The sequence below is a fragment of the Binatus soli (SeqCode) genome (assembly GCF_050015535.1).
In the GTDB taxonomy this organism is placed as follows: Bacteria; Desulfobacterota; Binatia; order Binatales; family Binataceae; genus Binatus; species Binatus soli.
Window position 1 is genome coordinate 168,271 of record NZ_JBEKBF010000001.1, and the last position, 22,766, is coordinate 191,036.

Genomic DNA, 22,766 nt, shown 5'->3' on the forward strand with positions numbered 1-22,766 from the left:
CCTTGAAGGACGCGCGCCGGGCGTGCGATGCTCCCGCCCACGACATTGGACCCTTTTCATCATCAGCAAGGAGCGACCGATATGGCCGAGGAAGTACTTAAAGTCACACGCCATCCCAATTACGCGGTCTTGACGCTAAACCGTCCCGAAAAGCGCAACGCCCTCAATCAGCCGATGATCGAGGCGCTCAACAATGCACTCGTCAAGTTCGAAACCGACCGCGAAATTCGTGCGCTGCTATTGCGTGGCGAAGGAGCGAGCTTCTGCGCGGGAATCGATCTGAAGGAAGTGGCCGAGGCCAGCGGCAGTCACAACCCGACCTCGCTTGAGTCCGTCTTCGGCCGATTGGAGCGGTTTCCGGTGCCAACAATCGCGGCTATCCAGGGCGCCGCGCTCGCCGGCGGACTCGAACTGGCGCTGCATTGCGACCTTCGAATCGCGTCGGAAAACGCCAAACTGGGCATGACGCTCGGCCGCGTCGGGTTGATGGTGCCGTACGATTTCACGCGCAAGCTGATCGAGGTTTGCGGATCGGCCAACACCGCATGGATTCTCTACACCGCCGACTTGCTCGACGCCGAGCGCAGCCGTCACATGAATATCGTGCATGAGGTCGTGGCTGACGCGAAGCTCGGCGAGGCGGCGAGTGCGCTGGCCGAGCGGATCGCCGACAACGCGCCGCTGTCTTTGCGCGCGATGAAAGCGACGGTGCGCCGATGCATGAGCGAGACCTTCGACGCGTGGCACGACGATCTGTTGCAGATGGCGCGCTCCGTTCGCGACAGCAGCGACGCCCGGGAAGGGGTGCGCGCGTTCCTGGAAAAGCGCAAGCCGGTCTGGAAGGCGAATTAGCGCGCGCGCGTCTCAGTCGGAATGCCTGCCCAGTGCGTTGCGGATCGCGCCGGCACTCTCCAGCAGCGTGCTCGGCAGGTTCAAGGTTCCCGCGACATTTGAATATGGATACAGCCGCGCGTTCAGATGCGCGTGCAGGGGAATTCCCTCGCCCTGGTGAATTTCATAGTCAAGCGGCAACGGCCCAAAGATCGTCAGTATTCGATAGATCGCATTTGCAAATTGCTGCATCTGGTCCGGCGTCAGCTCCGATACCAATCCCCGATAGTTGGGCATCACGACATCGTAGCTGCGCGGGAACCCGCCCATCGGGCTCGCATAGCTGACGACAGAGTCGCCGCGATCGATCACCAGCTTGAGACGCTCCATCAGGGCGACGATCTCGCGCCATAGATGAGGATTCTCACGCTCGGCGCGCGCCTCCGCGAGCACGGCCGGAAACGGCTCCGGCGATCCGATGATCTGCTGATGCAGATGCGGCTGCGAGGCGCCCGACTCGCGCCCCTGATTCTTGCGGATTACAACCGAGCAAACGTCCGGATTCTCCAACGCCAGCCGCATCACGCGCGCATCGGCTTGCATCAGGCGAAGGAAATGACCGCCGCCCAGCGCGCCGGTAAACATCAAATCGGCCTGCGATCGCGGCGCGTCGATAAAATGACGCGGGTCTTCGACCACGATGTACGACTCGTTGCGGTTTCCGGTCAACTCCGCGGGAATTCGCGGGAAGAGATTGCTGATCACGCGCACCACCCAACTCGCGCCATCGGCAGTCTTCGCCCCGTTCCATTCGGGGATTTCATCCGCAGTAATCCGAAAGAGCTCGCGCGCCGCAAGCCTTTCGTTGCCCGCACAGAAAGGACATGACTCGGTCGCGCGGCGAATCGCCTCGGCGCTGAGATGCGGTGTGTCGGGATCGGCACTCTCGCGGCCGCCGAGCGTGAACGCGAAGCTCTTGCCACGAACGTCGACAACGTATGAAATCACGCCGGTGATCGGATTTTTGACCCAGACCAGGGCGCCATCGCGGATTTCGCATTCTATCGGCATCGGAGCGTGACCATCTTTAACAATTGCCGGCGCGCCATTTCAACGTCGGCTCGAAACCGTCGCGAGCCGCGTGTCGCCTTGACTATGCCTCCCGGCTCCGTTATCCCAAGTGCTGAGGACGGGGGAACCGGCGAAACCGGGACAAATCGTGGCCTGGCGATCCGCATGCGCGGGCACCGGCCTTTTTTTTGGCTGCCATCCCGAATCACGAGCGCCCCCGTGAATAGTCAAGAATGCCGCAAATGAAGAAATACCTGTTCACGCCCGGGCCGGCTGCCGTACCGCCCGAGGTTTTGCTCGAGATGGCTCGTCCGATCATCCACCATCGCACGCCCGAGTTCAGTTCTGCGCTCGATCAGGCGCGCGATCGGATGAAACCTCTCTACGGCACCTCGAGCGAGGTAATCCTGCTCGCGTCCACCGGCACGGGTGCGATGGAAGCGGCGGTGACCAATTTGCTGCAGCCGGGCGAACATGCAATCTACGTCAACGGCGGCAAATTCGGCGAGCGATGGGGCAAATTGCTCGCCGCCTTCGGCATGATTGGGCACGAGGTGCGCGTTGAATGGGGCCGCGCCGCACGGCCGGGGCAAATCGAGGATGCGTTCAAGGCGTATCCCGAGTCGCGCGCCGTGCTCGTGCAGGCCAGCGAAACTTCCACTTGCGCGGTGCATCCGGTGGCCGCGATCGGCGAGGTCAGCCGCAAGCGCGGCGCGATGCTGATCGTAGATGGAATCACGTCGGTCGGCGTCTTCGAACAGAAGATGGACGAATGGGGCGTTGACGCGTTCGTCACGGGCAGCCAGAAGGCTCTCATGCTTCCGCCGGGTCTCGGAATGGTCGCTCTGTCGGCGCGCGCTTTGGACGTCGCGAAGAAAATCAAGACGCCGCGCTTCTATTTTGATTTGCTCAAAGAATTGAAGGCGCAGCGCGACGAGCATACCACGGCATGGACTGCGGCCGTGTCGCTGATCTGCGGCCTCAACAAATCACTCGAAATGATTCACGCCGAAGGTCTGCCGCAGGTTTACGCGCGTCACGCGCTGATGGCGGAGGCCACTCGCGACGCTGCTGCGGCACTCGGACTGAAACTGCTGTCGCCCGACAATCCCGCTCCCGGCGTCACCGGCATCCTGGTCCCTGAAGGTCTCGACGGCGGCAAACTGGTCAAGTTCCTGCGCGACAGCCTGGGCGTGTCGGTTCAGGGCGGCCAGGATCAGATGAAGGGTAAGCTCGTGCGCATCGGACACATGGGTCATTTGAGCCCGTTCGACATGCTGATCGCGGTTGGCGCGCTCGAGATGGGACTTAAGCAGATCGGCGCAAACGTTCAACTTGGCGCCGGCGTAGCCGCCGTTCAGGCGCGCCTGGCACGGAGCATCTGAAATCAACATGGCGGAAACTTTCCGCGTCCTTATAAGCGACTCACTTGCGGCGCAGGGGATTGAAGTCCTCAAGCGCTTCCCGCAGCTGCAGTTCGACGTCAAGACCGGCCTCAAGCCCGCGGAGTTGGCGAAAATAATCGCGCCCTACGACGCGCTGCTGATTCGCAGCGGCACGCGCGTCACCCGCGAAGTAATCGATGCCGCCACGTCGCTCAAAGTGATCGGGCGCGCGGGCGTTGGGGTCGACAACGTCGATATCGAAGCGGCAACGCGCCGCGGAATCGTCGTGATGAACAGCCCGACCGGCAACAGCGTCACGACCGCGGAGCACGCGATCACCATGATGATGGCGCTGGCTCGGCATATTCCAGCCGCCAACGCCGCGCTGCGAGCCGGCAAATGGGAGCGCAGCAAATTCACCGGCGCCGAGATATGCAACAAAACGCTCGGCGTAGTCGGCCTCGGTAACATCGGCCGGATCGTCGCCGACCGCGCTCTTGGGCTCAAGATGAAAGTGATCGGCTATGATCCGATCCTGACGGCCGAGGCTGCCGGGCGGATCGGCGTTCAATTGGTCAGCCTCGATGAGCTTTTTGCGAGCGCCGACTTCATCACCGTCCACACCCCCCTGACCGACGAGACCAGGGGCCTCGTAAACGCAGCGGCATTCGCGAAGATGAAGAAGGGTGTGCGAATCATCAATTGCGCCCGCGGCGGTATCGTCGATGAAGCCGCGCTTGTCGAGGCGCTGAAATCCGGCAAGGTCGCGGGCGCGGCTCTGGACGTGTTCGTCGAGGAACCACCTCCCGCCAACCATCCGCTGCTCCAGTTCGACAACGTGATCGTAACGCCGCACCTCGGCGCTGCCACCGACGAGGCGCAGGTCCAGGTCTCGGTCGATATCGCGCATCAGGTGGCCGACTTCCTGATCGAAGGCACCATTCGGCAGGCAGTTAACATCCCGGCGCTATCCACCAAGGAACTCGAAATACTCGGGCCGCATCTAACGCTTGGCGAAAAGCTGGGCAGACTCGCCGCGCAATTGATCACCGACGCGCCCACGGAGCTGACGCTTGCGTTTGGCGGTGAAGCCGCGAATCTCAAGCCCGACGCGATCACCGCCGCTGTTTTAAAGGGATTGATGAGCGGCTTCCTCGACGAGGATCTGAATTACGTCAACGCGCCATTTATCGCTCGCGAACGGGGAATCAGCATTATCGAAACGCGCTCCCGCGAAGTCACTGACTACATCAACACCTTGACGCTCACGGTTCGTACCGGCGCCGGCGAGCACGAAGTCTCTGGCGCCGTGCTCGGAAATCGCGTGCTGCGCCTGACCCGGATCGACGGCTACCGCGTCGAGGCGGTGCCCGAGGGTTACTTCCTCATGCTGCATAATCGGGACGTTCCCGGAGTGGTCGGCGCGGTGGGCACGATGCTCGGGCAGGCCGGAATAAATATCGGCGGACTGGAACTCGGCCGCGATCGCGTGGGAGGAACCGCGCTCAGCATTTTCGAGGTGGATGAACCCGTGCCGGGCGCCGTCCTCGACAGGCTCAAGACCCTGCCTGCAATTACAGCGGCGTCGCTGCTCAAGCTCTGAATTTATTTTGCGCGCGGGACATTTCAACCCGACAGGTGCGCGCGCAGGCCGGCGAAGTTGACGCCGGTCGGGGAAAAGACATGAAGACAGTTGCCGTGGTCGGCACGCAGTGGGGGGACGAGGGCAAGGGCAAAATCGTCGACATGCTCGCGGCGGACGCCGATGTGGTCGTCCGCTTCCAGGGCGGAAATAACGCAGCTCACACGCTGGTGGTCGGCGGGAAGAAATTTGTGCTGCGGCTGGTGCCCGCCGGCGCGCTCCATCCCGGCAAGGCTTGCGTAATCGGCAACGGCCTGGTCGTCAATCCGCTGGCATTGCTCGGCGAAATCGCAAACCTCAAGCGCAGCGGCCATCTCGCCGACGATAGTCTGCTCAAGCTCAGTTACGAAGCACACATGGTGATGCCGTATCATCTCGCGATCGATCGCGCTCGCGAGGCGCGCCTGGGCCAGCGCGCGATCGGTACGACCGGATTCGGAATCGGCCCGGCCTACGAAGACAAGATGGCTCGGGTGGGATTGCGCTTCGAAGATCTGCTCGATCTCAAATTTTTCACGGAGAAACTCCGCCGCAACATCATCGAGAAAAACGCCTACCTGAAAGCATTGCTCAAGACCGCCCCGATCAAGACCGACGAAACCATCGACGCGATGAAAAAGGCGCGCCGCCGGCTGCTTCCATATCTGTGCGACACCGGCGCGTTCGTGAGCGAGGCGATCGCTTCCGGCAAGCGCGTCCTGTTCGAGGGCGCCCACGGCACGATGCTCGACATCGATCATGGCACCTATCCGTACGTGAGCTCGTCGAATTGCGTCGCGAGCGCAGTCTTCAGCGGCACCGGCATCGGGCCGGGCAATCTCGAAGCAGTGCTCGGCATCAGCAAGGGATATACGACACGAGTCGGGGCGGGACCCTTTCCGAGCGAGTTCACCGGCTATCTCGCGGATTCGCTGCGCGAAGAAGGCGACGAGTTCGGCAGCGCCACCGGGCGTCCCAGGCGGATCGGGTGGTTCGACGCAGTGCTGGCCCGTTACACCGCTCGCGTCAACGGGCTATGGGCGCTCGCGCTTACCAAGCTCGACGTTTTGACCGGGATCGATCCAGTCAAAATCTGCGTCGGCTACATCGTCAAGGGGAAACGATACGACGACATGCCGCCGTCGCATCGGATGCTCATCGACGCCAAGCCGATCTTCGAAGAGATGCCGGGATGGAGCGAAAGCCCGGCGGGCACGCGCACGCTGGCCGAATTGCCCTCGAGCGTGCGCCGCTACGTCGAACGAATCAGCGCGCTGGTTGGTGTGCCAATTGCGATGATCGGCGTCGGCAAGGAGCGCGAAGCGACTATCGTGGTCCGCAACCCCTTCGCCGACTAGCTCGCCTTATTCATTCGCGTCAGACAAGGGCGCGCGTATCGAAGCTGTCTGCGTGCCCCCTACCTTGCGCAAACCGCCGCGAGGCTCGAGATCGCGACGCCGCGGCGTGCCAGCCGCAGATCATTGCGATCGAACCCGTTGGTTGTGTACCCGATCGAAATCCCCGTCGCCGGATCGGCCCATCCGATCTGCCCGCCCGCGCCTCCGTGTCCGAATGCCAGCGCCGAGTTGGTCTTGCCGAAGCCGCGATAGTTCGCGAGCCCGTCGCCTCCGGCTACGACAACTCCCAGCGCGCGGTTGCACTTGACGCCGAAAATCGGATCCTTGTAATCGCCCGAGCGCACGCGCAACGCGTCCTTGAGCGCTTCAGGCTTGATGATCGGCGCACCGTTGACGCCGCGATTATGCAGCAAGCCCTGGTAGAACAGCGCCAGGTCGCCCGCCGTCATAATTCCCCCACCGCCCGGCGTGCCAGCCTCCATCACATTGGGCCGGTTGAAGCCGAGGATCGCGTCTTCGGTAACTTCGGTTTCCGGCATCGCGGGCAGGCCGAGCTTCTTTCGCTCCTCGTCGGATAGCGCCTCTCCGACGTAGCAAAGCTGCGTAACCCGCTGATGATACTCGCGCGGCAATCCAACCCGCAGTTCCGGCAGTCCGAGCGGCGTTGCAATCCGCTCATGCACGAACTGACGGAAGTCCTTGCCCGTGCGGCGCTCGATTATCTCCGCAATTACCCAGAAGCCCGAGGTCGGATGGTATTCGAATTTGCTGCCCACCGGCCATTCCAGCCGCCACTTCGCGAATCGCTCGAGCCGCTTGCTCTTGTCCAGCCACTCGTTCTGCGGATACGGCGCGTTGGGAAATCCTCCCACGTGGAGCAGAACCTGCTCGACGGTCATCGTGTCCTTACCCTTGGCGCCAAACTCGGGGATGATCTCCGCCACGCGCTCGCCCGGATTCAGTTTGCCTTCGCCGATCAGAATCCACGACGCCGCCGACATGATCGCCTTGGTGCACGAGAAGATCGTGTAGAGCGTGTCGTTGGTGGCCGGCTTTTCACTTCCACCCTGGACTGCGCGTCCGACCGTGCGCATCGCGCCGATTTTCCCATTGCGGGCGATCGCGATTTGAGTCGATGGCAGTAACCCATCCTTGACTTCGCGTTCGGCACGATTGAAAAGGACTTCGACTTTTTCAGGATCGAGGCCGACTTCGCGTGGACTGTCAGCAAAATGACTTTGCGCCGGCATTGCGGGCACCCCTTCCGTTTGAATTCCAGTCTTCGGGATATAACACGCCAGCGCCGATTCGTCATTCGGAAGCGATCCGCGCCGGACCTTGCGACGATATCCACCCCGCCCTGCCGGGCAGCGTCGTCCGAATGACTTCGCATACCGGCAAATTCTTCCGATCCAGCCGCGCCGCGACCTCGCGCAGTTGCACGAACTCCGCGCCCCGCTCCTTCAGCGCGCGGACCAGGGCCGTGAAGCCCTCAAGCTGTCCCATCCCCTCGGTCTCGGCGTGAATCGTGTGCACGTTGAGCGCATCGGGCTTGCACAAGCTGAGATAGAAATCGCGCACCGCGCCGTCATCGGGCAGTTCTCGCCGTCCCATTACCTCGTCGAGGGTCGGCAAGGTGGTCGGGATCTCCGGTGTCGCGAGAACTCGCGCCTCGACGATGCAACGGTACGGCGCGCTGCCTCGCGTGTCGCTGCGATAGTCGAGCGCCATCGCGTCCAGCGCGACTAGCGCCGCATCATTAGTGCGCCATCCGGGCGCGGCGAAACTCCGCGGCGCTTCACCAAGAATCGCGCGGTATGCCTCAAACGCGTCGCCGAGTTCGTTGCGTACTCCGGGCTCGCCGATTTCATCGAGGTGATCCTGCCATCGCACGTGATCGTAGCCATGCACGCCGACCTCGAAGCCATGCGCCTTCAGGTCGCGGATAATTCCAGGGAACGACAGCGCGATCGGCCGCGACGGCAGCAGCGTCCCCGAGAGAATCGTACGCGCGCCGTACATAGAGACGGCTTTGGTGCGGAACATCTTCGACAGAAACCCGCGATTTCGAAACACCCGCAGGATTGCGCGCCCCGAATTGTCCGGGCCCATCGCGATATAAAAGGTCGCGGCGACGCCCTCGCTCTCGAGCATCGAGGCCAGTCGCGGTACTCCCAGTTCGAGGCCCTGATGGGTATCGACGTCGATCTTTAGTGCGACTTCCAAGTGTGGTGACTGCGTGGACGCGGCGCGCCTAAGAAGTCATCTCTTTGCGGAACCAGTCCATCGAGATTTTCACGCCATCGCGCAGGTTCACTTTCGGAGTGACCCGCAGCAACGTGCGCATTTTCGTATTGTCCGGCACGCGGCGAGGGATGTCCTCGTAGCTGCTGCCGTACACTTGCTCCTGCGTCACGAACTTGATCTTCGATTTCGTTTTCGTTGGCCCAAACAACTCGAGCATCAACCTGGCGAACTCGAGCACAGTCGTCTCGACATCGACGCCGATGTTAATCGCCTGTCCATTCGCGGCGGGATTCACCCCCGCCTGCACGGTTGCCTCGATCGCATCAGTTACGTACGTGAAGCATCGCGTCTGCAAGCCGTCGCCAACCACAGTCAAGTCCGCGCCGCGCAGCAGTTGGCCCATGAAGATCGTAAACAGCCGGCCCACGTCAAGCTTGTCCAGCCGCGGACCGTATACGTTGAAATAGCGCACTATCGTAACCGGCAGGCCGAGCTTGTGATACGCAAAACAGAAATGCTCGCCGACGGCCTTCGACGTCGAGTAGCACCAGCGATCGATACTGGTCGCCCCGAGCACGCGATCGTCGTCCTCGCGCCACGGCACCTTGGGGTTGCGGCCATACACCTCGGAGGTCGAGCTGAATACGAGCCGTTTGTTATGCTTGTAGGCGGCCTTCAGCACGTTCTGCGTGCCGTTTACGTTTACGTTGAGCGTTTCGTAGGGATCGGCGACGTAGTGTTCGACGCCGACGACGGCCGCGAGATGGTAAATAAGATCGACCTTCGAGACCAGGCTGTCGATCAACTCGAGGTTGAAGACTGAATCGTGCACGTAATGAAAGCTCGGATTGTCCAGTAGGTGACGTACCTTGGCGATCGAGCCGGTGTCGAGCACAAAGACCTCGTCGCCTCGCGCAATGAACGCATCCGAAAGATGCGATCCGAGAAATCCGGCGCCGCCGGTGATCAGAACCCGCATGTGACCTCCGCGAAACTAATCGAATAGAATAGTATCTTTGACGTGCCCGGCCTCGGAAAGAGCCTCGCGGGCAATGCCTTCGTCGCCACCCTCGAACTGCGCAATTTTCAGGATTACGCTGCCCTCGCCGGCCGCAATTTCAAGAGCGCCGTCCGCGGTTTCGCGCACGACCCGCCCCGGCTCCCCGAGGGATCCGTTTTCTGCGCCAATTTTCGCTTCCCATACCAGCAGCTTTCGCCCGCCGGCGAAACAGAACGCGCCGGGGTACGGATGCGTCACGGCCCGCACGAGATTGAAGATCCTTCGCGCCGGCCATCGCCAGTCTATCCGTCCGTCCTCCGGCTTTCTGCGCCCGAAGTAACTTCCCTTCGAGATCTCCATTTTTCGCCGCGGCGCGGCGCCCGCGACGATCTTTGGGTGCATCTCGGTTATCAGCTCGACGCCCAGCGGCACCAGCTTGCGGTATAACGTCAGCGCGGTGTCGCTGTCGTCGATCGCAACCGCACGCTGCCCGACGATATCTCCGGCGTCTGCCCGCGCAACCATTTGATGTAACGTGACGCCCGCCTCGCGTTCTCCGTTCACCAGCACCCAGTTCACCGGCGCACGACCCCGATATGCCGGCAGCAACGACCCATGCAGATTGAAGGCGCCCAGCGGCGCAACCCTGAGCACGCTCATGGGAATCAGATGGCGGTAGAAGAAAGAATAAATTACCGCCGGCTTCAATGCGCCGATCTTCATGGCCGACCCTGCCTCGACGCCGTCATCAGTGTGCACCGGGACGCCGTGCTGTGCGGCCAGTTCCGCACACGATCGCCACCAAATCTCTTCATGCGAATCGTCGCGATGAGTGAACAGTGCGGCAATCGGCGCGCCCATTTTCAGCAACGCCTCCATGCACGCGTAACCCATCTCATGGTACGCGAACAGCACGCAGACGGCGGATTTCACAGTCGCGCCAGATGCGACGCTCGAGACGTTGGACTCCACGGTTGATCGCTGGTCGGCTTCGCCGTTAGTTGCGGTCCGGCCCCGGCCCGACTTGGGAATCGACCGGCTTGCCTTCCCCTCCATGCACCGCTTGCACAATGTAAGTGGGGCGGTGGCGCACTTCTATATAGATACGCCCGGCGTATTCGCCGATAAGTCCGAGCGCCAGGAACATCATGCCGACGAAGAAGAACAGGATCGCGAACAGCGTCCACAGCGCGCCCTCTTCTTGCGGGCCGTAGATCAGCCGATGCGCAACAAGCACCATCGCCATCATTACGGCCAGCACCGAAATTCCTATCCCGGTCATGCTCAGCATCTGGATCGGAACCAGAGAAAATCCGGTGATCAGGTTGAGACTGAGTTTCGCCAGTCCAAAGAGATTGTACTTCGACTTGCCACCGGCGCGATCGTCGTGGCCGACCGGGATCTCCGCGACTCGCTTGGCGAACGTGTTGGCGAGGGCGGGAACGAACGCTGCCTTCTCGTCGCAATCGACCACGGTATCGACGATGTGCCGCCGGTACGCACGCAACATACATCCGTAATCATGCATCGGTACGCCGACAATCATCGACGTCAACCGGTTGTGCAGACGTGACGCGTACCGCCGATACGCCCGATCGTGACGTTCCTCGCGCCATCCGCCCACCACGTCGTTGCCTTCATCGATCGCCGCGATCAAGCGCGGAATTTCCTCCGGCGGATTTTGCAGGTCCGCGTCGAGCGTGACGACTATCTCGCCGCGCGATTGCCTGAAGCCCGCGAGGATCGCCGAATGCTGTCCGAAATTGCGCGCCAACTCCACGACCCGTACGCGGCCCTCTTCGGCCGCCGCAATTTCGCGAAGGATGCCGAGAGAATCGTCGCGCGATCCGTCATCGATAAAAACCGTCTCCCATGGACGGCCCAGACCCTCGAGAACCGGTTTGAGGCGCGACCAAAGCGACTCCAGGTTCGCGGATTCGTTGAACACCGGCACAACGACCGACACCAATCCGCTCGGTGCTCGCGATACGGCCGAAGTGCCTCGAATCGGTGATATTTTGCCCGGGGAGCTCAAGGAACGTGCGCGACCTGACCGCCGATCAATCCATGCGAAACCACCGTCGCGTAAAGTGATTGTTGCAGACAGCCTCGGGGAATTAAAGATAGCGCCGGCCCGGCCCGGTTGACCGCGCGCGATCGCCTCGCGAAACTGCATCGACGATGCTCGCCGCTCACCGATCTCTCCGTCTCGCCATCTACGCCCTGCTCGCGGCGATTCTCTATCTTCCCGGTCTCGGCAGGCCTGCGCTTTGGGAGCCCGACGAGGGCCGCTACGCCGAAATCGCGCGCGAGATGGTTATCTCGGGCGACTACGTCACGCCGCGTGACGACTTCGAGCTGTATTTCGAAAAACCTCCACTGGTCTATTGGGCCGAGGCGGCCGCAATTCAAATCTTCGGGGTCAATGAATTCGCGGTGCGATTGCCCGCTGCCATCTTCAGTATCGGCCAGGTCGTTGTCACAGCCGCATTGGCCGAGGTGATGCTCGGTGCTCCGGCGGGACTCTTCGCCGCACTCGTGCTCGCGCTGAGTCCGCTATTTTTCGGCTTTGCGCGATTCGCGACGCTCGATCCCGCGCTGGCGTTTTTTCTTGCCGCGGCGCTGGGCGCCTTTTACGCCGCGTCGCGTGACGATTCGTTCTCGCGGCCGTCGGCTCGCAGGTGGCTATTGATTTCCGCCGCGATGCTCGCGTTGGGCACCCTGGCCAAAGGCCCGATCGCATTGCTGCTGGGCGGCGCGATCACTCTGGCATGGATGGCAATTGAGCGGCGGCTGCGCCAGGTCGCGCAGATGCCGCTCGTCTGGTGCATCGTCATCTACGCGGCGATCGTCCTGCCGTGGTTCATCTTGATGGAGGTGCGAAATCCCGGGTTCCTGCGTTTCTTCTTCATCCACGAGCATCTCGAGCGCTACGTCGCGTCGAGCGAACACGGATGGGGTCCGTGGTTTTTCATTCCGATCGTTATAGGAGGAACGTGGCCCTGGATTTTCTTCGTCCCGCTTGGATGGTCCGAAATGCGCGCCGACGACGGCTTGCCCGAGAGCGCCAAGGAGACATCCGGCCGACGTGCGGCCGCGCGCTTCCTGGCCGTCTGGTTCGTCGTGATCTTCGTGTTTTTCTCGATCCCCCGCTCCAAGCTCGGCAGCTATATCCTGCCCGCGCTTGCGCCGCTGGCGATCGTTGCGGGATACGGCCTCGCGCGCATGCCCGCTCTCAACGCCGTGAGTCGCCGCCGTCTTCTCGCCGTCATTGCGATCGCGAACCTGGCGATCGCGGCGGTTCTTTTCGTATTTTTCGAACTCGTACTGGCGCCGATAAATCCCGAGCTTGGCGTCGACGGATTGCTGATTGGCGCCGTTCTGGCCGCCGGCGCGATTGCGATGTACTCGCTCGGGCGCGCAGCGTCGCGCGTTCCGTACGCGATCGGTGCGATCGCGCTGGCGATGCTCGCGGCGGTGCCGCTTGCCGCACGCGTGCGCGAAGACGCGTCGTCGATTTCCACCTATCGCGATTTGGCAAAAACTGTCCAGCCCTACCTTTCGGGAGACTGTACGCTTGCCTCATACCGCCATTACGTCCAATCGCTCCCGTTCTACACGCGCCGGCGCGAGGCCCGGGTCGAGTACCGGGGTGAGCTTTCGGAAGTTTCTCCCCCATCGCCCGGCGGGTCGCCGTTTCTTATCGGCTCCGACGCGCGCCTGCGCCAGGTCTGGTCGTCGGGCGCGTGCATGATTCTGATCGTGAACGATCGCGACCGCAATGCGCTTGCAGACTCGCTGAAGCCCGCGCCGGTCGTCATCGGATGCGAGGGAAAAAAGCTAGCGCTCTACAACGGCGCCGTCGCACCGCCGCCGGGCGCAGCCAATTGTCTCAAATCCGAAACGAAAAATTAGTAAATGCCAGGATCGAGGTACTTGGATTCGGACTCATTCGACTGTAGCTTTCTCGCTGTAGCTTTCTTGCGACCGTTTCCAGTGAAGGGTCACAATTTTAGCCGTAAACGATTTGCCCGGGAGAGACTGATCGCAGGTGGCTGACAAAAAATCCAAATCCAAACTTCAGGCTGCGGATTTCGGAGCCGACGGCGGCGAGCCGGAACCTTCGCTCGGCCACTTGATCACGGAAACCCGCGAACGCAAAGGCATGACTCGCGAGCAAGTCGCCGGCGAGACTCATTTGCCGGCGCATTACATCAAAATGATCGAGACCGACAGCTACGATCTGATTTCGGATCGGCTCTACCTCGTGCCATTTCTTCGCCGATACGCAACGTTCCTGGGTCTCGACGCCGAGGAAATTGCCTCGCGTTTCGTCACCGACGTTCAGCATACCGAGGCTAACGTGGTGCGAATCTCGCAAGAGATCACGATGGTTGCGAAGCGGCCGGCCGCCGCCAGCCGAATCGCCTTCGTCGTGCTGATCGCCGCGGTGCTCGTCTTGGTGGCAGACTTCGCGTGGCGCCGGTTTGTGGAGCATGAAGTTCCCACTCCGGCTCCAGTCGCCTCGCCGGCTGCGATGGCGCCCGCGCCGGTGACGACAGCGGCGGAGCCCAATGCCGAAGCGCCGAACGAAACTCCGCCGCCCGCGACAATCGTGAAGAATCCCGAAGGCGCCGCGCCACCTTCTTCAGCGGCCGCCGCCTCCTCTATCGCCGCGCCCGCGGCGCCACCGATTCGTACCGGCATCTCGAATCTTCCGCGCCCTGCGAGTCTGCCGCCTCCAGCTCACCGTCCTGCCCCGTCGCGGCCGCTCCCGCCTGCGGCGACCGATGAGTAACGGCCGCTAGTGCAGCACGGCGTTGGCGATCTCTTCCGCGACAAGCTCCTTGGCGCGTCGCGCGTCGTCGCCCGAGTGCACGACCGCGACCACCTTCAGCTCATCGGCTGCGCCCTCCAGCGACGCGCGTGCGACGATCACCGTGTCGTAAATCTGATTCTTCGGGATACGGTCATATGGCGTCGGCGCGTTGACGCCGTGCAACGCCTGCTGACTCGCCTGGTAGGCTTTGAACTGTTCGGTAGCCGTATCGTCGGGATACAACGACCGGCGGCGAGCCTCCTGTGCGAACGGATCGATCGGTTGATCGCCGCTGTCGCCCAGCGGCGGCGGATTCGCGCCGGCCGCCTTCAGCAATTCAACCATCGAGGGATCCCCCGGGAACATCTGATTCAATGACACTCCCGGTGCAAGCAGTTGCTGATTCACCGTCACGGTGAGCGTCACCGAATTTTCCGGATTGGACGCAAGACCATGGCGCGCCGCTCTCAGATCTTCGTTCAGCACGTTCTGCACAACGGGATCGGTGCAAACCGCAACCACGCCGGCGTTTGGGGGCGCCACCAGCTTGCCCGCCATCTTGATGTCGGCTGCCTGCGCAAATCCGCAAATAGCTACTACAATGGCTATCGTGGCGATCGCGCGTTGCCCTGCCTCACGCACTGGATTACTCACCTAGGGAATCTTCTGCTGCAACAATTCCTGCGCCCGCGCAGCCCGCCATTTTACCAGCCGTTCGCCGAGCTTCGCGTCGCCCAGCGCGATTATCTGCGCCGCAAGCAGACCCGCATTCGCCGCACCAGCTTTGCCAATCGCCATCGTCGCCACCGGCACCCCCTTGGGCATTTGCACGATCGACAGCAGCGAATCGATTCCATTGAGCGGCGTCGTCGGCATTGGCACACCAATGACCGGCAATATCGTCTTCGATGCGACCATTCCGGCAAGATGCGCCGCGCCGCCGGCGCCGGCGATTATCGCGCGCAGTCCGCGGCCGGCAGCATTGGCGGCATATTCCAAAGTAATGTCGGGCGTCCGATGCGCCGACATAATCCGAACTTCATGCGCCACTTTAAGTTCTTCCATAACCTCGGCCGCTGCCGACATATATTCCCAGTCGCTCTTGCTGCCCATGATCACGCCGACCATCGGTGCCTTGCTATCCGCCATCGTAGCTCCTCGTGCGTTCCTTTAATTGTGATTATCTCATGCTGGGGTGAGGGACGCAGCATTATTCGAATCTGAGGCTGATTCCAGCCCGCCGGCATGTCAAGTCGCAGCCGGTATGAGCGCCCTGGATAATTCGGCACAATATATTCGCGATGGCGACGCCGATTCCCAGCAATCAGTGCGCGTTCACGCTCGCCGAAGTTGTCGAGGCTACCGGTGGTACTCTCGTCCGCGCCACTTCGACCGTCCCGGTCGGCGACGGCGTTCGCGGCGTCAGCATAGATACACGCTCGATCGGGGCGGGAGCGATATTCGTCGCACTGCGTGGCGCGGCGTCCGACGGCCATGACTACCTGCCACAAGCCGCCGCGCGGGGCGCTGTAGCCGCGATCGTCGCGACCGGCCGCGGTTATCCTGCTCTCGATTGCATCGAGGTCGCCGATACCCTCGCGGCGCTGGGCCGGCTCGCGCGCCGCCATCTTGTGCGCACGCGCACGGCCCGCCCGCTTCCCCTGATCGCAATCGGCGGAGCAGTCGGTAAGACCACCACCAAAGAACTCACCGCCGCCGTCGTTCGCGCGCTGTTCGGATCCACGCTTTCAACCCCTGGTAATCTGAACAATCTGATCGGCGTGCCTATGACGATTTTCACGCTCACCGGCGAGCATCGAGCGGTCGTCCTCGAATGCGGCACCAACACACGCGGCGAGATTCCAAAACTGGCGCAAATCGTCGAGCCAGACGTCGCAATGGTACTCAACGTCGATCTCGAGCACAGCGAGGGTCTCGGCACGCTCGACGATATCGCCAACGAGGAAGCCGCGCTGTTCTCGACTGCCAAGCGCTATGCGGTCGCATCTGCCGACGAACCGATGGTCCTGGCGCGGATTCCGAAACATCTGAGGCGAATCACGTTTGGCAAGTCGCGCGACGCCCACGTGCGGCTCGTCAGTCGAAGCGCGGGCGTCCGCTCGCGCATCCGCGTCGAAATCGCTCGCGTCATGCTCGCGGCGGGAGTCGAACCTTTCGTCGAAACCGAAATCGCGCTCCTGGGCGAAGCCGCTGCTCTCAACTGCACCGCCGCGATCGCCGGTGTCGCCGCGATGCGCCCGCGGCCGCTTGAATCGCGCGAGCTTGCCGCGCTCGCCGATGCGCTCGCGCTCGTCAAGCCGGTCGCCGGTCGGCTCGCCAACACCTCGATTCACGGCATCTTTGTGATCGACGACACTTACAACTCGAACCCTCGCTCGATTCGGGCCGCGCTCGCGGCCGCGCGCGAGGTAGCCGATGGTCTCGGCGCCCGTCTCGTGATCGCGCTGGGCGATATGCTTGAGCTGGGCGAGATGTCGGCCGCCGCGCATCAGGAGGCGATTCGCGACGTGATGCTCTCGCATCCAGCCGCATTCGTCGCCGTCGGCCCTGAGATGAACTCCGCCTGCGCAGTCGTATCCCGCGATGCGGATTCCACCAAAGTACTCGCCGCGCCCGACAGTATCGCCGCGGCAGGAATAATTGCCGGATTGATCCGGCCCGGCGACGTGTTGCTGGTCAAGGGTTCGCGCGGGATCGCAATGGAACGTGTTCTCGAGAGGCTCGGTTGACGCTAAACAGTGCGTGGGCGGGAGCCTGGTTATTGCCCTATTGCCGTGATGTCGCAAGTTTTTGCTGTCATCGAGGCGTTTGCCGGGAGTGTAGCGCGGCGGATGGTTTGATCCGAATACGGCGAGTGATCTGATCCGAGCGGGGCGCCGTGTCAGCTCCCAGAAGCCTCAACGTATGAGGCTACCTAATGGATAACCGCTTGCTACGTCGGCGTGGCCGTGGGCGTCGCGGTATGCGTCGCGGTTGCCGTGCCCGTCGCAGTGGCTGTCGCGGTAGGGCTGGCGCTGGCAGTCGGCGTCGCAGTTATGGTCGGCGTCGGGCTGGCGGACGCGGTCGGCGTCGGGCATGGATAGCTCGGCCATGAGAACAGCGCGCCGCCCGCGCCGAAGCATCCATTCCCCGGCGATTGAGCCGCGATAGTCACGTTGCCGCTTGCCACGGTCACGTCGCCGGTCGAGTTGCGCGCCGGTGGGCCGTAGCTCGCAAAGGTCAGGCTGCCATCGTCGTTGGCGGTCCAGACGCCGCCGGCGTAACTGAAAAAACCGAGGTCCGCAGTCGTATCGTTCTTGACCAGGTACCAGAACTGCACGCCGTCATAGCCGCTGCCCCACGTGCACTGGACATAGTTGGTGCCATTCAGCGTGTTCGGCGCATTCGAGACGGTCGTGTCGCTGCTGACGAGGGTATTTCCGTCGCCGGTCACAATCCCGAAAACCGGGCCGCTGGCATCCACCGCCTGAACGGCGTATTTGATCGTCGCCGTGCCGGGCGTTCCGACAACCGTGCAGGTCGGCGGATACGGATTGGCGAGCGGCCCCACGTTGACCGCGCCCGTCGCGTTGATTCCGCCCTTGTTGAGAATGCCGCCGAGGCCGATACGCGCGTGCCCGTGCCGGCCCTGAGCCTCCTGCCCACCGCCCGGTCCGTATTTCCACTCCCCGCTCTGACCGCTGTTATTGAAAAGCGCGATGTCCGGCTCGCCCTGCGCCCCGGAGAAGCCGATGATGTTGGCCGCGGCCAATTCCAGCGGCCAGTAACCACTTCCGAGCGTCTGATACCAATTGGTCACGTTCCCGGAGCTGTCGGAAATGTCGCCTTGCGTGCCGATGATCTGGTTGAAGTACGCGCCCGATTGAAGCGCGATCACGTTGCTGCCGTAGCCCGGATAGACCACGTTGTAACTGCCTGAAATCGAGATGGGATTCGGAGTGCCTTCGATATCCACGTCGTCGAGTTCATCGACCTGCCCTGCCATCAGCACTCCAGTCCCGTCGGAGAACACCGTGCCGCCGACGATACTGTCCTGGTTGGCGCTGGCCGTGAAGTTGACCGCGTAGGTGATTCCTTTGAGCTGGCTGCTGAAGATGTGGTCGTAGTAAGCCGCCTTCACGTCCACGTCGCCGTTGCCAAAGATGCATCCGGTGTCGAATCCCGCGACCAGAATGTTGTACGCCTGCGACTGGTACATCTGACTCCAGTCGATCCCGACGCTGCCGGAAGTGTTGCTCCCGTTAATCGAGAAATTTTCAAAGGTGAGGTCGTAATTGCCGGCCGGGTTGCCCGCGGCGATGCACGTTCCCGATCCCGTGCAAGTGATATTCGTGGCAACCCAGCTCACGCCTGAAAGCGTTGCGCCCTGATAGGCCTGAATCTGATTCGTGCCAAGCGAATAGGTGCAGGGACCGAGCAGCAACTTGACCGTCTTGCTGGCGCTGCCGAGCGCGACGTTTTCATCGGCGGTCGTGAGCGTGCTGCCGGTGCATAGCCCTTGCGCGTCAACCGTGCCACCGTACGCAGGAAGGGCCGCGATTGCTGCCATTACCTGCTCAGCCCAGGTCGCACCTGAATAGTTCGCCGCGTAAAGAACGGCGTTGCTGACGCCGCTGGCCACGCCGGTAGCGCCGCCGGCCGGCATCCAGTTTGCTCCGTTCCAGGTGATCTGGCATTTCGTTGTGTATCCGCCGCCGGTGATAGCGGTTCCAACTACGCATGACTGCGCGTCCGTAATCGTGCAGGTCGTTCCCGTTGCTGGCGACCCGGGCAATGCTGAGAACACGATTGGCCCCCCGGGGCAGCCGCTGCCGCCACGCGACACAGGGAGATTCCCGGTCCATCCGATGGTCAGATGCGTGCCGCCGCTGCTCAGAGTGCCGGTCACGTTAGAATCATTAGTGACCGAGGACAGGCCGCCGCTATTTGCGACATTGCAGTTCCAGTCGCCGCCCATTCCTAATGCGACGGCGCCGCTCCCGCCCGATGAGCAGCTCGCATTCCCTTGACAGTTGGTGCAATAGAGCAAGCCTCCATTGATCGCTGGCGTCGCTGCAAGTTGTGCCGCGTTGACCGGAACAAGCGTCGGCGCGATCGGCTGGGCACCCGAAAATCGATCATTGATCGCTTCGCGGAACTGCAATCCCGCTCCCACGCCGGTGAAGTTAGGGATCGGCTGATAAGCTCCGGGCGGTGGCAGATTCTGCGCCAGCGCCTCCACACTCGCGACGAGCAGGATCATCGCGGCGAACGTCACACCTCGAAGCGTTCGTGAAATCTTCCGTTTCAAATCCATCACCATTCCACCAATCGGCGGCTTTCCTCGATAACCTCAGAATCCGATCGCGATCCAGTAGAAGCCATCGTTGAGGTCGTATGTCGTGTCGACACCGTCGTAATCGGACTTGAAGATCCCGCTCGCTTTTGCAAAGCTCACCGTCTCCATCACCAGTACCCCGCAAGCGTTGTCGTCTGCTCCATTCGAGAGTGAGGCCAAAGCCCAGACGCACTTATTCGGGAATGCGATCGGCCATGTAACTGTCCAGTCGGAATCCTTGCCGGTGCCGCTGTTCCATCCCCACTGGATGATGTACTGAATCAGCCCCTTATTGATGTCATTCACGGGGATTTTGATGTAGCCGTTCGGCGCCATCTTGCCCGTGAACAGCACCTGGAAGGCCTGCAACACGCCGATATTCGAGATATTTACGTCCTGGCGCTGTTTCAGAAACGCGGTGCGATTAGCCAGTTGCTGATGTGGCTGATTGGAGATACCTGTCCCGCTGAAACTCGCGCCGCTGGCAGCGCCTTCGACCGGATCGGTTGCTTGAATTTGATACACCTCATTGGAGGTGAATTCGGGGGCGTCGATTAGTGTAGCCATTGACTACCTCAGAAGGTAAGCGTCCACGTACCGCTGATACTCATTCCCGCGCCGAAGACTATTGGTGCTATCGTCTTGCGCGCGAGCATCGGAGTCGGCGCGGTCGTTCCGGGCAGTCCCGCGCTGGCATGATTGGCGAATATCGCCAGCTCCTGAATGGTTATCCCCTGCGCGCCGGTGTCCGCCGTCGTCAGCGACCAGTTGAAGGTCACGCTGCCGTTGCCGTCCTCGCTGTGACTGTCGAGCGCTTTGTAATATGCGGGGGCGGTCAGCGCGCTGTCGGTCACCGTCGGTGCGTTCGATCCCGAGCCGAATCCCACCGCCACCGCGAATTCGCCGGTTGTATCGCCTCCGAGCAGCGCTGCAAGGGCAGGTAGCCCGGCGTTCACGAAAAGATTGCGACCCTCGTATTTCCACACAATACGCCCTTGCTGGACAAGACGGATTCGCACGATTCCAATCGGTCTTCTCATTTTAACCTCCGTACAAAACGGCTGTGCCGTCGACGATCAGCGCCGAATCTGCAACCGCAGGTTCGTTGACGTCGTAAGTAATCCCGCTGTGCAGATAGTGAGCGTCGTAAACGGGGACAATCGGACCGTACGCATCAGTCAGCGGCGCGGTCCCGATCGCGAGCTTCAGCGCGTCGTCATTGGGCGCTGGCGCCGCGTCGATCTGGTACTGGGCAATTCCGCCGAGCGTCAAATTGTCTGACGGCGCCGGCCCCGCGTCGGAAATCGCCGGCGCCACAAACCATATCGAGTCCATCCACGCGCGCGCCGGTTTGAAGAAATTAACCGCTGCTGCTGCCGTGGATACCGCGCCACTTGAGACGCCCTGCCCGGCCACAAGGTTGATCATGACACGGAACACCGCCCATCCCTGACTCGACGGATACGCATCGCCGCCCCAGCTCGACTGTCCTTCGAGCAGAGTGACCTCCGTCCAGCCCAACGACGTCAGCGCCTGCTTGATCGCCCACGGCGTACCGCAGAATCGATGCAACGGGATAGCGCTCATGAGCAGTTCGCGTTCTGCCACCTCCGTCAGCATCTGCACCGAAACCAGGCCGCCGGATTCGATCAGATTGTCCACGTCGATCAGCAAATCAATGTTCGTAAGCGCATCGACCCCGAGCGACACCGGCGCGATTAATTGCCACAGCGGCGACAGGATGTCGAATTGCCACGCCAGAAACGGCAACGCGCTTTCCACCACCGAGTCGATTCGGTAGATCAGCAGCGTCGTGAGATCGAGCGCCGCGAGCCGCGCGATCAGCACCAGCAACGCCTGCGTGCGCGTATCGTTGATCGACGGCGCGGCCGAAAGCTCGGGCATCAGCTGTGCTCCGTGCTGAAGGCCGTCGTCAGCGAGATCATCGTACAGTTCGCCCACTGCCCGGCCGTAAGCGTGGTCAGCACCGGCGTCGTGAGCGTCACGCCATAGACCCCCGCGACAGACAGCGCCGCAATTATCTGGCTCGGCACGATGTCGCGCTGAATCTTGGCTGCCAGCTCAAGCGCCAGCTCCTGCACGGCGGCGGTCGCCGCGGCGATCGTCGCGGTCGGATCCGCATCCGAGTACAGCGTCACGGTCGCGTTGATCTGATAGTCCACCTCAGTCACCGCGAGCACGCTGACGGTGTCGGTCAGCGGACGCACAGTGTCGGCGTTCAGCACCGCGGCCACTTTCGCAAGCAGCGCGGAGTTCGCGACTCCCGCACTGTTTGGCGCCGCCGCCGGCTGTACTGTAATCGGTCCGGTCAGCACGTACGCGTTCACCGATCCGGGCGCCGGACTGACAATTTGCGCGTCGATGATCGACGGATCGGCGCCGATCGCAAAAAACCGGTACGCTCCGATCGGCCCCGCGACGCTGAACTGATTTGGCGCAGCCTGAATGCGCGTGCGCAGATGATCGTCCGTTTCAGGGGCGGATCCACCCGTGGTCGTGCTCGTATTGGTCACGCTCGCGATCAAGGCATTCGGATTGAGCTGGACGTTGACCTGCCCCGCCAGGTATCCATTCGCAGCCGCTCCTGGAGTTGTCGCCGTGGCAGCGACACTACCGGTAGTTGCGCTGGCCGCAATGGTGATCGTCGCGCTGGTCGCGAAAGCAAACTGCCCGTCGTTCGTGCCGGCCAGCGTTCCCGCGGCAATCGTGAACGGCACCGTCAGCGCGTTGGCCAACGTGAATTGGAGCGTCGTCACCGCGGGCTGCGATGCCAGTCGCGTGACGCTTAGCAGTTGACCGAGATAATCGAGCATCGGGAACGACGCGAAGGCGAGCAGATTCTGCTGGGCCGCATACTGGATCGCGTTGCGTACCAGCGATTCGCGGTACGCATACAGATTGATCAACAGCCGCTCGACCTGCGCCGGATAAAGCGTTCGGCCTGCGGCTGCCTCGAACTCGGCAATCATGTCGGCAAGGATTAGGTTTGGATCGAGCCCGTCGGCATCGTTGACAAACACCGGCGGCGGAAGCGATGGAATTCCCGCACTCATCAACTCATCCTTTCATCGCCGT

At 62.0% G+C, this 22,766-nt stretch carries 20 protein-coding genes; 7 read left to right on the forward strand and 13 right to left on the reverse strand.

Going from position 1 to position 22,766, the window contains the following annotated elements:
- The first annotated feature begins 81 nt into the window (after positions 1 to 81).
- The gene (locus tag ABR989_RS00775) at positions 82 to 852 is read left to right on the forward strand and encodes an enoyl-CoA hydratase/isomerase family protein (RefSeq protein WP_428125100.1); all 771 of its coding nucleotides are present in this window, start codon (positions 82 to 84) and stop codon (positions 850 to 852) included.
- A 12-nt stretch (positions 853 to 864) separates the two neighbouring features.
- Here ABR989_RS00775 and ABR989_RS00780 read toward each other — a convergent pair whose 3' ends face one another.
- The gene (locus ABR989_RS00780) at positions 865 to 1,902 is read right to left on the reverse strand and encodes a hypothetical protein (RefSeq protein WP_428125102.1); all 1,038 of its coding nucleotides are present in this window, start codon (positions 1,900 to 1,902) and stop codon (positions 865 to 867) included.
- Between the two features lie 233 nt (positions 1,903 to 2,135).
- Here ABR989_RS00780 and ABR989_RS00785 point away from each other — a divergent pair, with 233 nt between their 5' ends.
- The 3 genes from ABR989_RS00785 (at position 2,136) to ABR989_RS00795 (ending at position 6,266) form a co-directional block, all read left to right on the forward strand.
- Entirely contained in the window at positions 2,136 to 3,287 is a 1,152-nt protein-coding gene (locus tag ABR989_RS00785; RefSeq protein ID WP_428125103.1) for a pyridoxal-phosphate-dependent aminotransferase family protein, read from the forward strand.
- Positions 3,288 to 3,294: 7 nt separating this feature from the next.
- Entirely contained in the window at positions 3,295 to 4,890 is a 1,596-nt protein-coding gene (gene serA / locus ABR989_RS00790; protein ID WP_428125104.1) for a phosphoglycerate dehydrogenase, read from the forward strand.
- Between the two features lie 80 nt (positions 4,891 to 4,970).
- Positions 4,971 to 6,266 (forward strand): adenylosuccinate synthase, encoded by a 1,296-nt coding sequence (locus ABR989_RS00795; protein ID WP_428125105.1) that lies wholly within the window; start codon positions 4,971 to 4,973, stop codon positions 6,264 to 6,266.
- 59 nt (positions 6,267 to 6,325) lie between these two features.
- Here the strand turns inward: ABR989_RS00795 and ABR989_RS00800 are convergent, their stop codons facing one another.
- From ABR989_RS00800 to ABR989_RS00820, 5 genes are all read right to left on the reverse strand, one after another.
- The gene (locus ABR989_RS00800; RefSeq protein ID WP_428125106.1) at positions 6,326 to 7,516 is read right to left on the reverse strand and encodes a serine hydrolase domain-containing protein; all 1,191 of its coding nucleotides are present in this window, start codon (positions 7,514 to 7,516) and stop codon (positions 6,326 to 6,328) included.
- Between the two features lie 61 nt (positions 7,517 to 7,577).
- Positions 7,578 to 8,492, reverse strand: coding sequence for a polysaccharide deacetylase family protein (locus ABR989_RS00805; RefSeq protein ID WP_428125108.1), 915 nt, complete (start codon positions 8,490 to 8,492; stop codon positions 7,578 to 7,580).
- A gap of 28 nt (positions 8,493 to 8,520) precedes the next feature.
- The gene (locus tag ABR989_RS00810) at positions 8,521 to 9,492 is read right to left on the reverse strand and encodes an NAD-dependent epimerase/dehydratase family protein (RefSeq protein WP_428125109.1); all 972 of its coding nucleotides are present in this window, start codon (positions 9,490 to 9,492) and stop codon (positions 8,521 to 8,523) included.
- 15 nt (positions 9,493 to 9,507) lie between these two features.
- Complete coding sequence (locus ABR989_RS00815) at positions 9,508 to 10,569, reverse strand: formyltransferase (protein WP_428125111.1); 1,062 nt, start codon at positions 10,567 to 10,569, stop codon at positions 9,508 to 9,510.
- Positions 10,511 to 11,479, reverse strand: a complete 969-nt coding sequence (locus ABR989_RS00820; protein ID WP_428125112.1) for a glycosyltransferase — start codon at positions 11,477 to 11,479, stop codon at positions 10,511 to 10,513. The genes ABR989_RS00815 and ABR989_RS00820 overlap by 59 nt, the downstream gene beginning before the upstream one ends.
- 215 nt (positions 11,480 to 11,694) lie before the next feature.
- Here ABR989_RS00820 and ABR989_RS00825 point away from each other — a divergent pair, with 215 nt between their 5' ends.
- Together ABR989_RS00825 and ABR989_RS00830 are read left to right on the forward strand one after the other, a co-directional pair.
- Positions 11,695 to 13,428, forward strand: coding sequence for a glycosyltransferase family 39 protein (locus ABR989_RS00825; RefSeq protein WP_428125113.1), 1,734 nt, complete (start codon positions 11,695 to 11,697; stop codon positions 13,426 to 13,428).
- A gap of 136 nt (positions 13,429 to 13,564) precedes the next feature.
- Entirely contained in the window at positions 13,565 to 14,311 is a 747-nt protein-coding gene (locus ABR989_RS00830; RefSeq protein WP_428125114.1) for a helix-turn-helix domain-containing protein, read from the forward strand.
- A gap of 6 nt (positions 14,312 to 14,317) precedes the next feature.
- Here the strand turns inward: ABR989_RS00830 and ABR989_RS00835 are convergent, their stop codons facing one another.
- Both ABR989_RS00835 and purE read right to left on the reverse strand, forming a co-directional pair.
- On the reverse strand, positions 14,318 to 14,986 hold the full coding sequence (locus tag ABR989_RS00835) for a hypothetical protein (RefSeq protein WP_428125115.1): 669 nt from the start codon (positions 14,984 to 14,986) through the stop codon (positions 14,318 to 14,320).
- Entirely contained in the window at positions 14,987 to 15,481 is a 495-nt protein-coding gene (gene purE / locus ABR989_RS00840; protein WP_428125116.1) for a 5-(carboxyamino)imidazole ribonucleotide mutase, read from the reverse strand.
- A 152-nt stretch (positions 15,482 to 15,633) separates the two neighbouring features.
- On the opposite strand from purE, the gene ABR989_RS00845 reads away from it, so the two are divergent.
- Complete coding sequence (locus ABR989_RS00845) at positions 15,634 to 17,082, forward strand: UDP-N-acetylmuramoyl-tripeptide--D-alanyl-D-alanine ligase (protein WP_428125117.1); 1,449 nt, start codon at positions 15,634 to 15,636, stop codon at positions 17,080 to 17,082.
- Between the two features lie 203 nt (positions 17,083 to 17,285).
- Here the strand turns inward: ABR989_RS00845 and ABR989_RS00850 are convergent, their stop codons facing one another.
- From ABR989_RS00850 to ABR989_RS00870, 5 genes are read right to left on the reverse strand one after another with little or no spacing between them, the layout of a single operon-like run.
- Positions 17,286 to 19,649, reverse strand: coding sequence for a hypothetical protein (locus tag ABR989_RS00850; RefSeq protein ID WP_428125118.1), 2,364 nt, complete (start codon positions 19,647 to 19,649; stop codon positions 17,286 to 17,288).
- Between the two features lie 36 nt (positions 19,650 to 19,685).
- Positions 19,686 to 20,237 carry a gp53-like domain-containing protein gene (locus ABR989_RS00855; RefSeq protein ID WP_428125119.1) on the reverse strand — a complete coding sequence of 184 codons (552 nt, stop codon included), beginning with the start codon at positions 20,235 to 20,237 and terminating at the stop codon, positions 19,686 to 19,688.
- 8 nt (positions 20,238 to 20,245) lie between these two features.
- Positions 20,246 to 20,710 (reverse strand): hypothetical protein, encoded by a 465-nt coding sequence (locus tag ABR989_RS00860; protein WP_428125120.1) that lies wholly within the window; start codon positions 20,708 to 20,710, stop codon positions 20,246 to 20,248.
- A gap of 1 nt (position 20,711) precedes the next feature.
- Positions 20,712 to 21,575 carry a phage tail protein gene (locus ABR989_RS00865; protein ID WP_428125121.1) on the reverse strand — a complete coding sequence of 288 codons (864 nt, stop codon included), beginning with the start codon at positions 21,573 to 21,575 and terminating at the stop codon, positions 20,712 to 20,714.
- Entirely contained in the window at positions 21,575 to 22,744 is a 1,170-nt protein-coding gene (locus tag ABR989_RS00870) for a baseplate assembly protein (protein WP_428125122.1), read from the reverse strand. The genes ABR989_RS00865 and ABR989_RS00870 overlap by 1 nt, the downstream gene beginning before the upstream one ends.
- Positions 22,745 to 22,766: the final 22 nt, after the last annotated feature.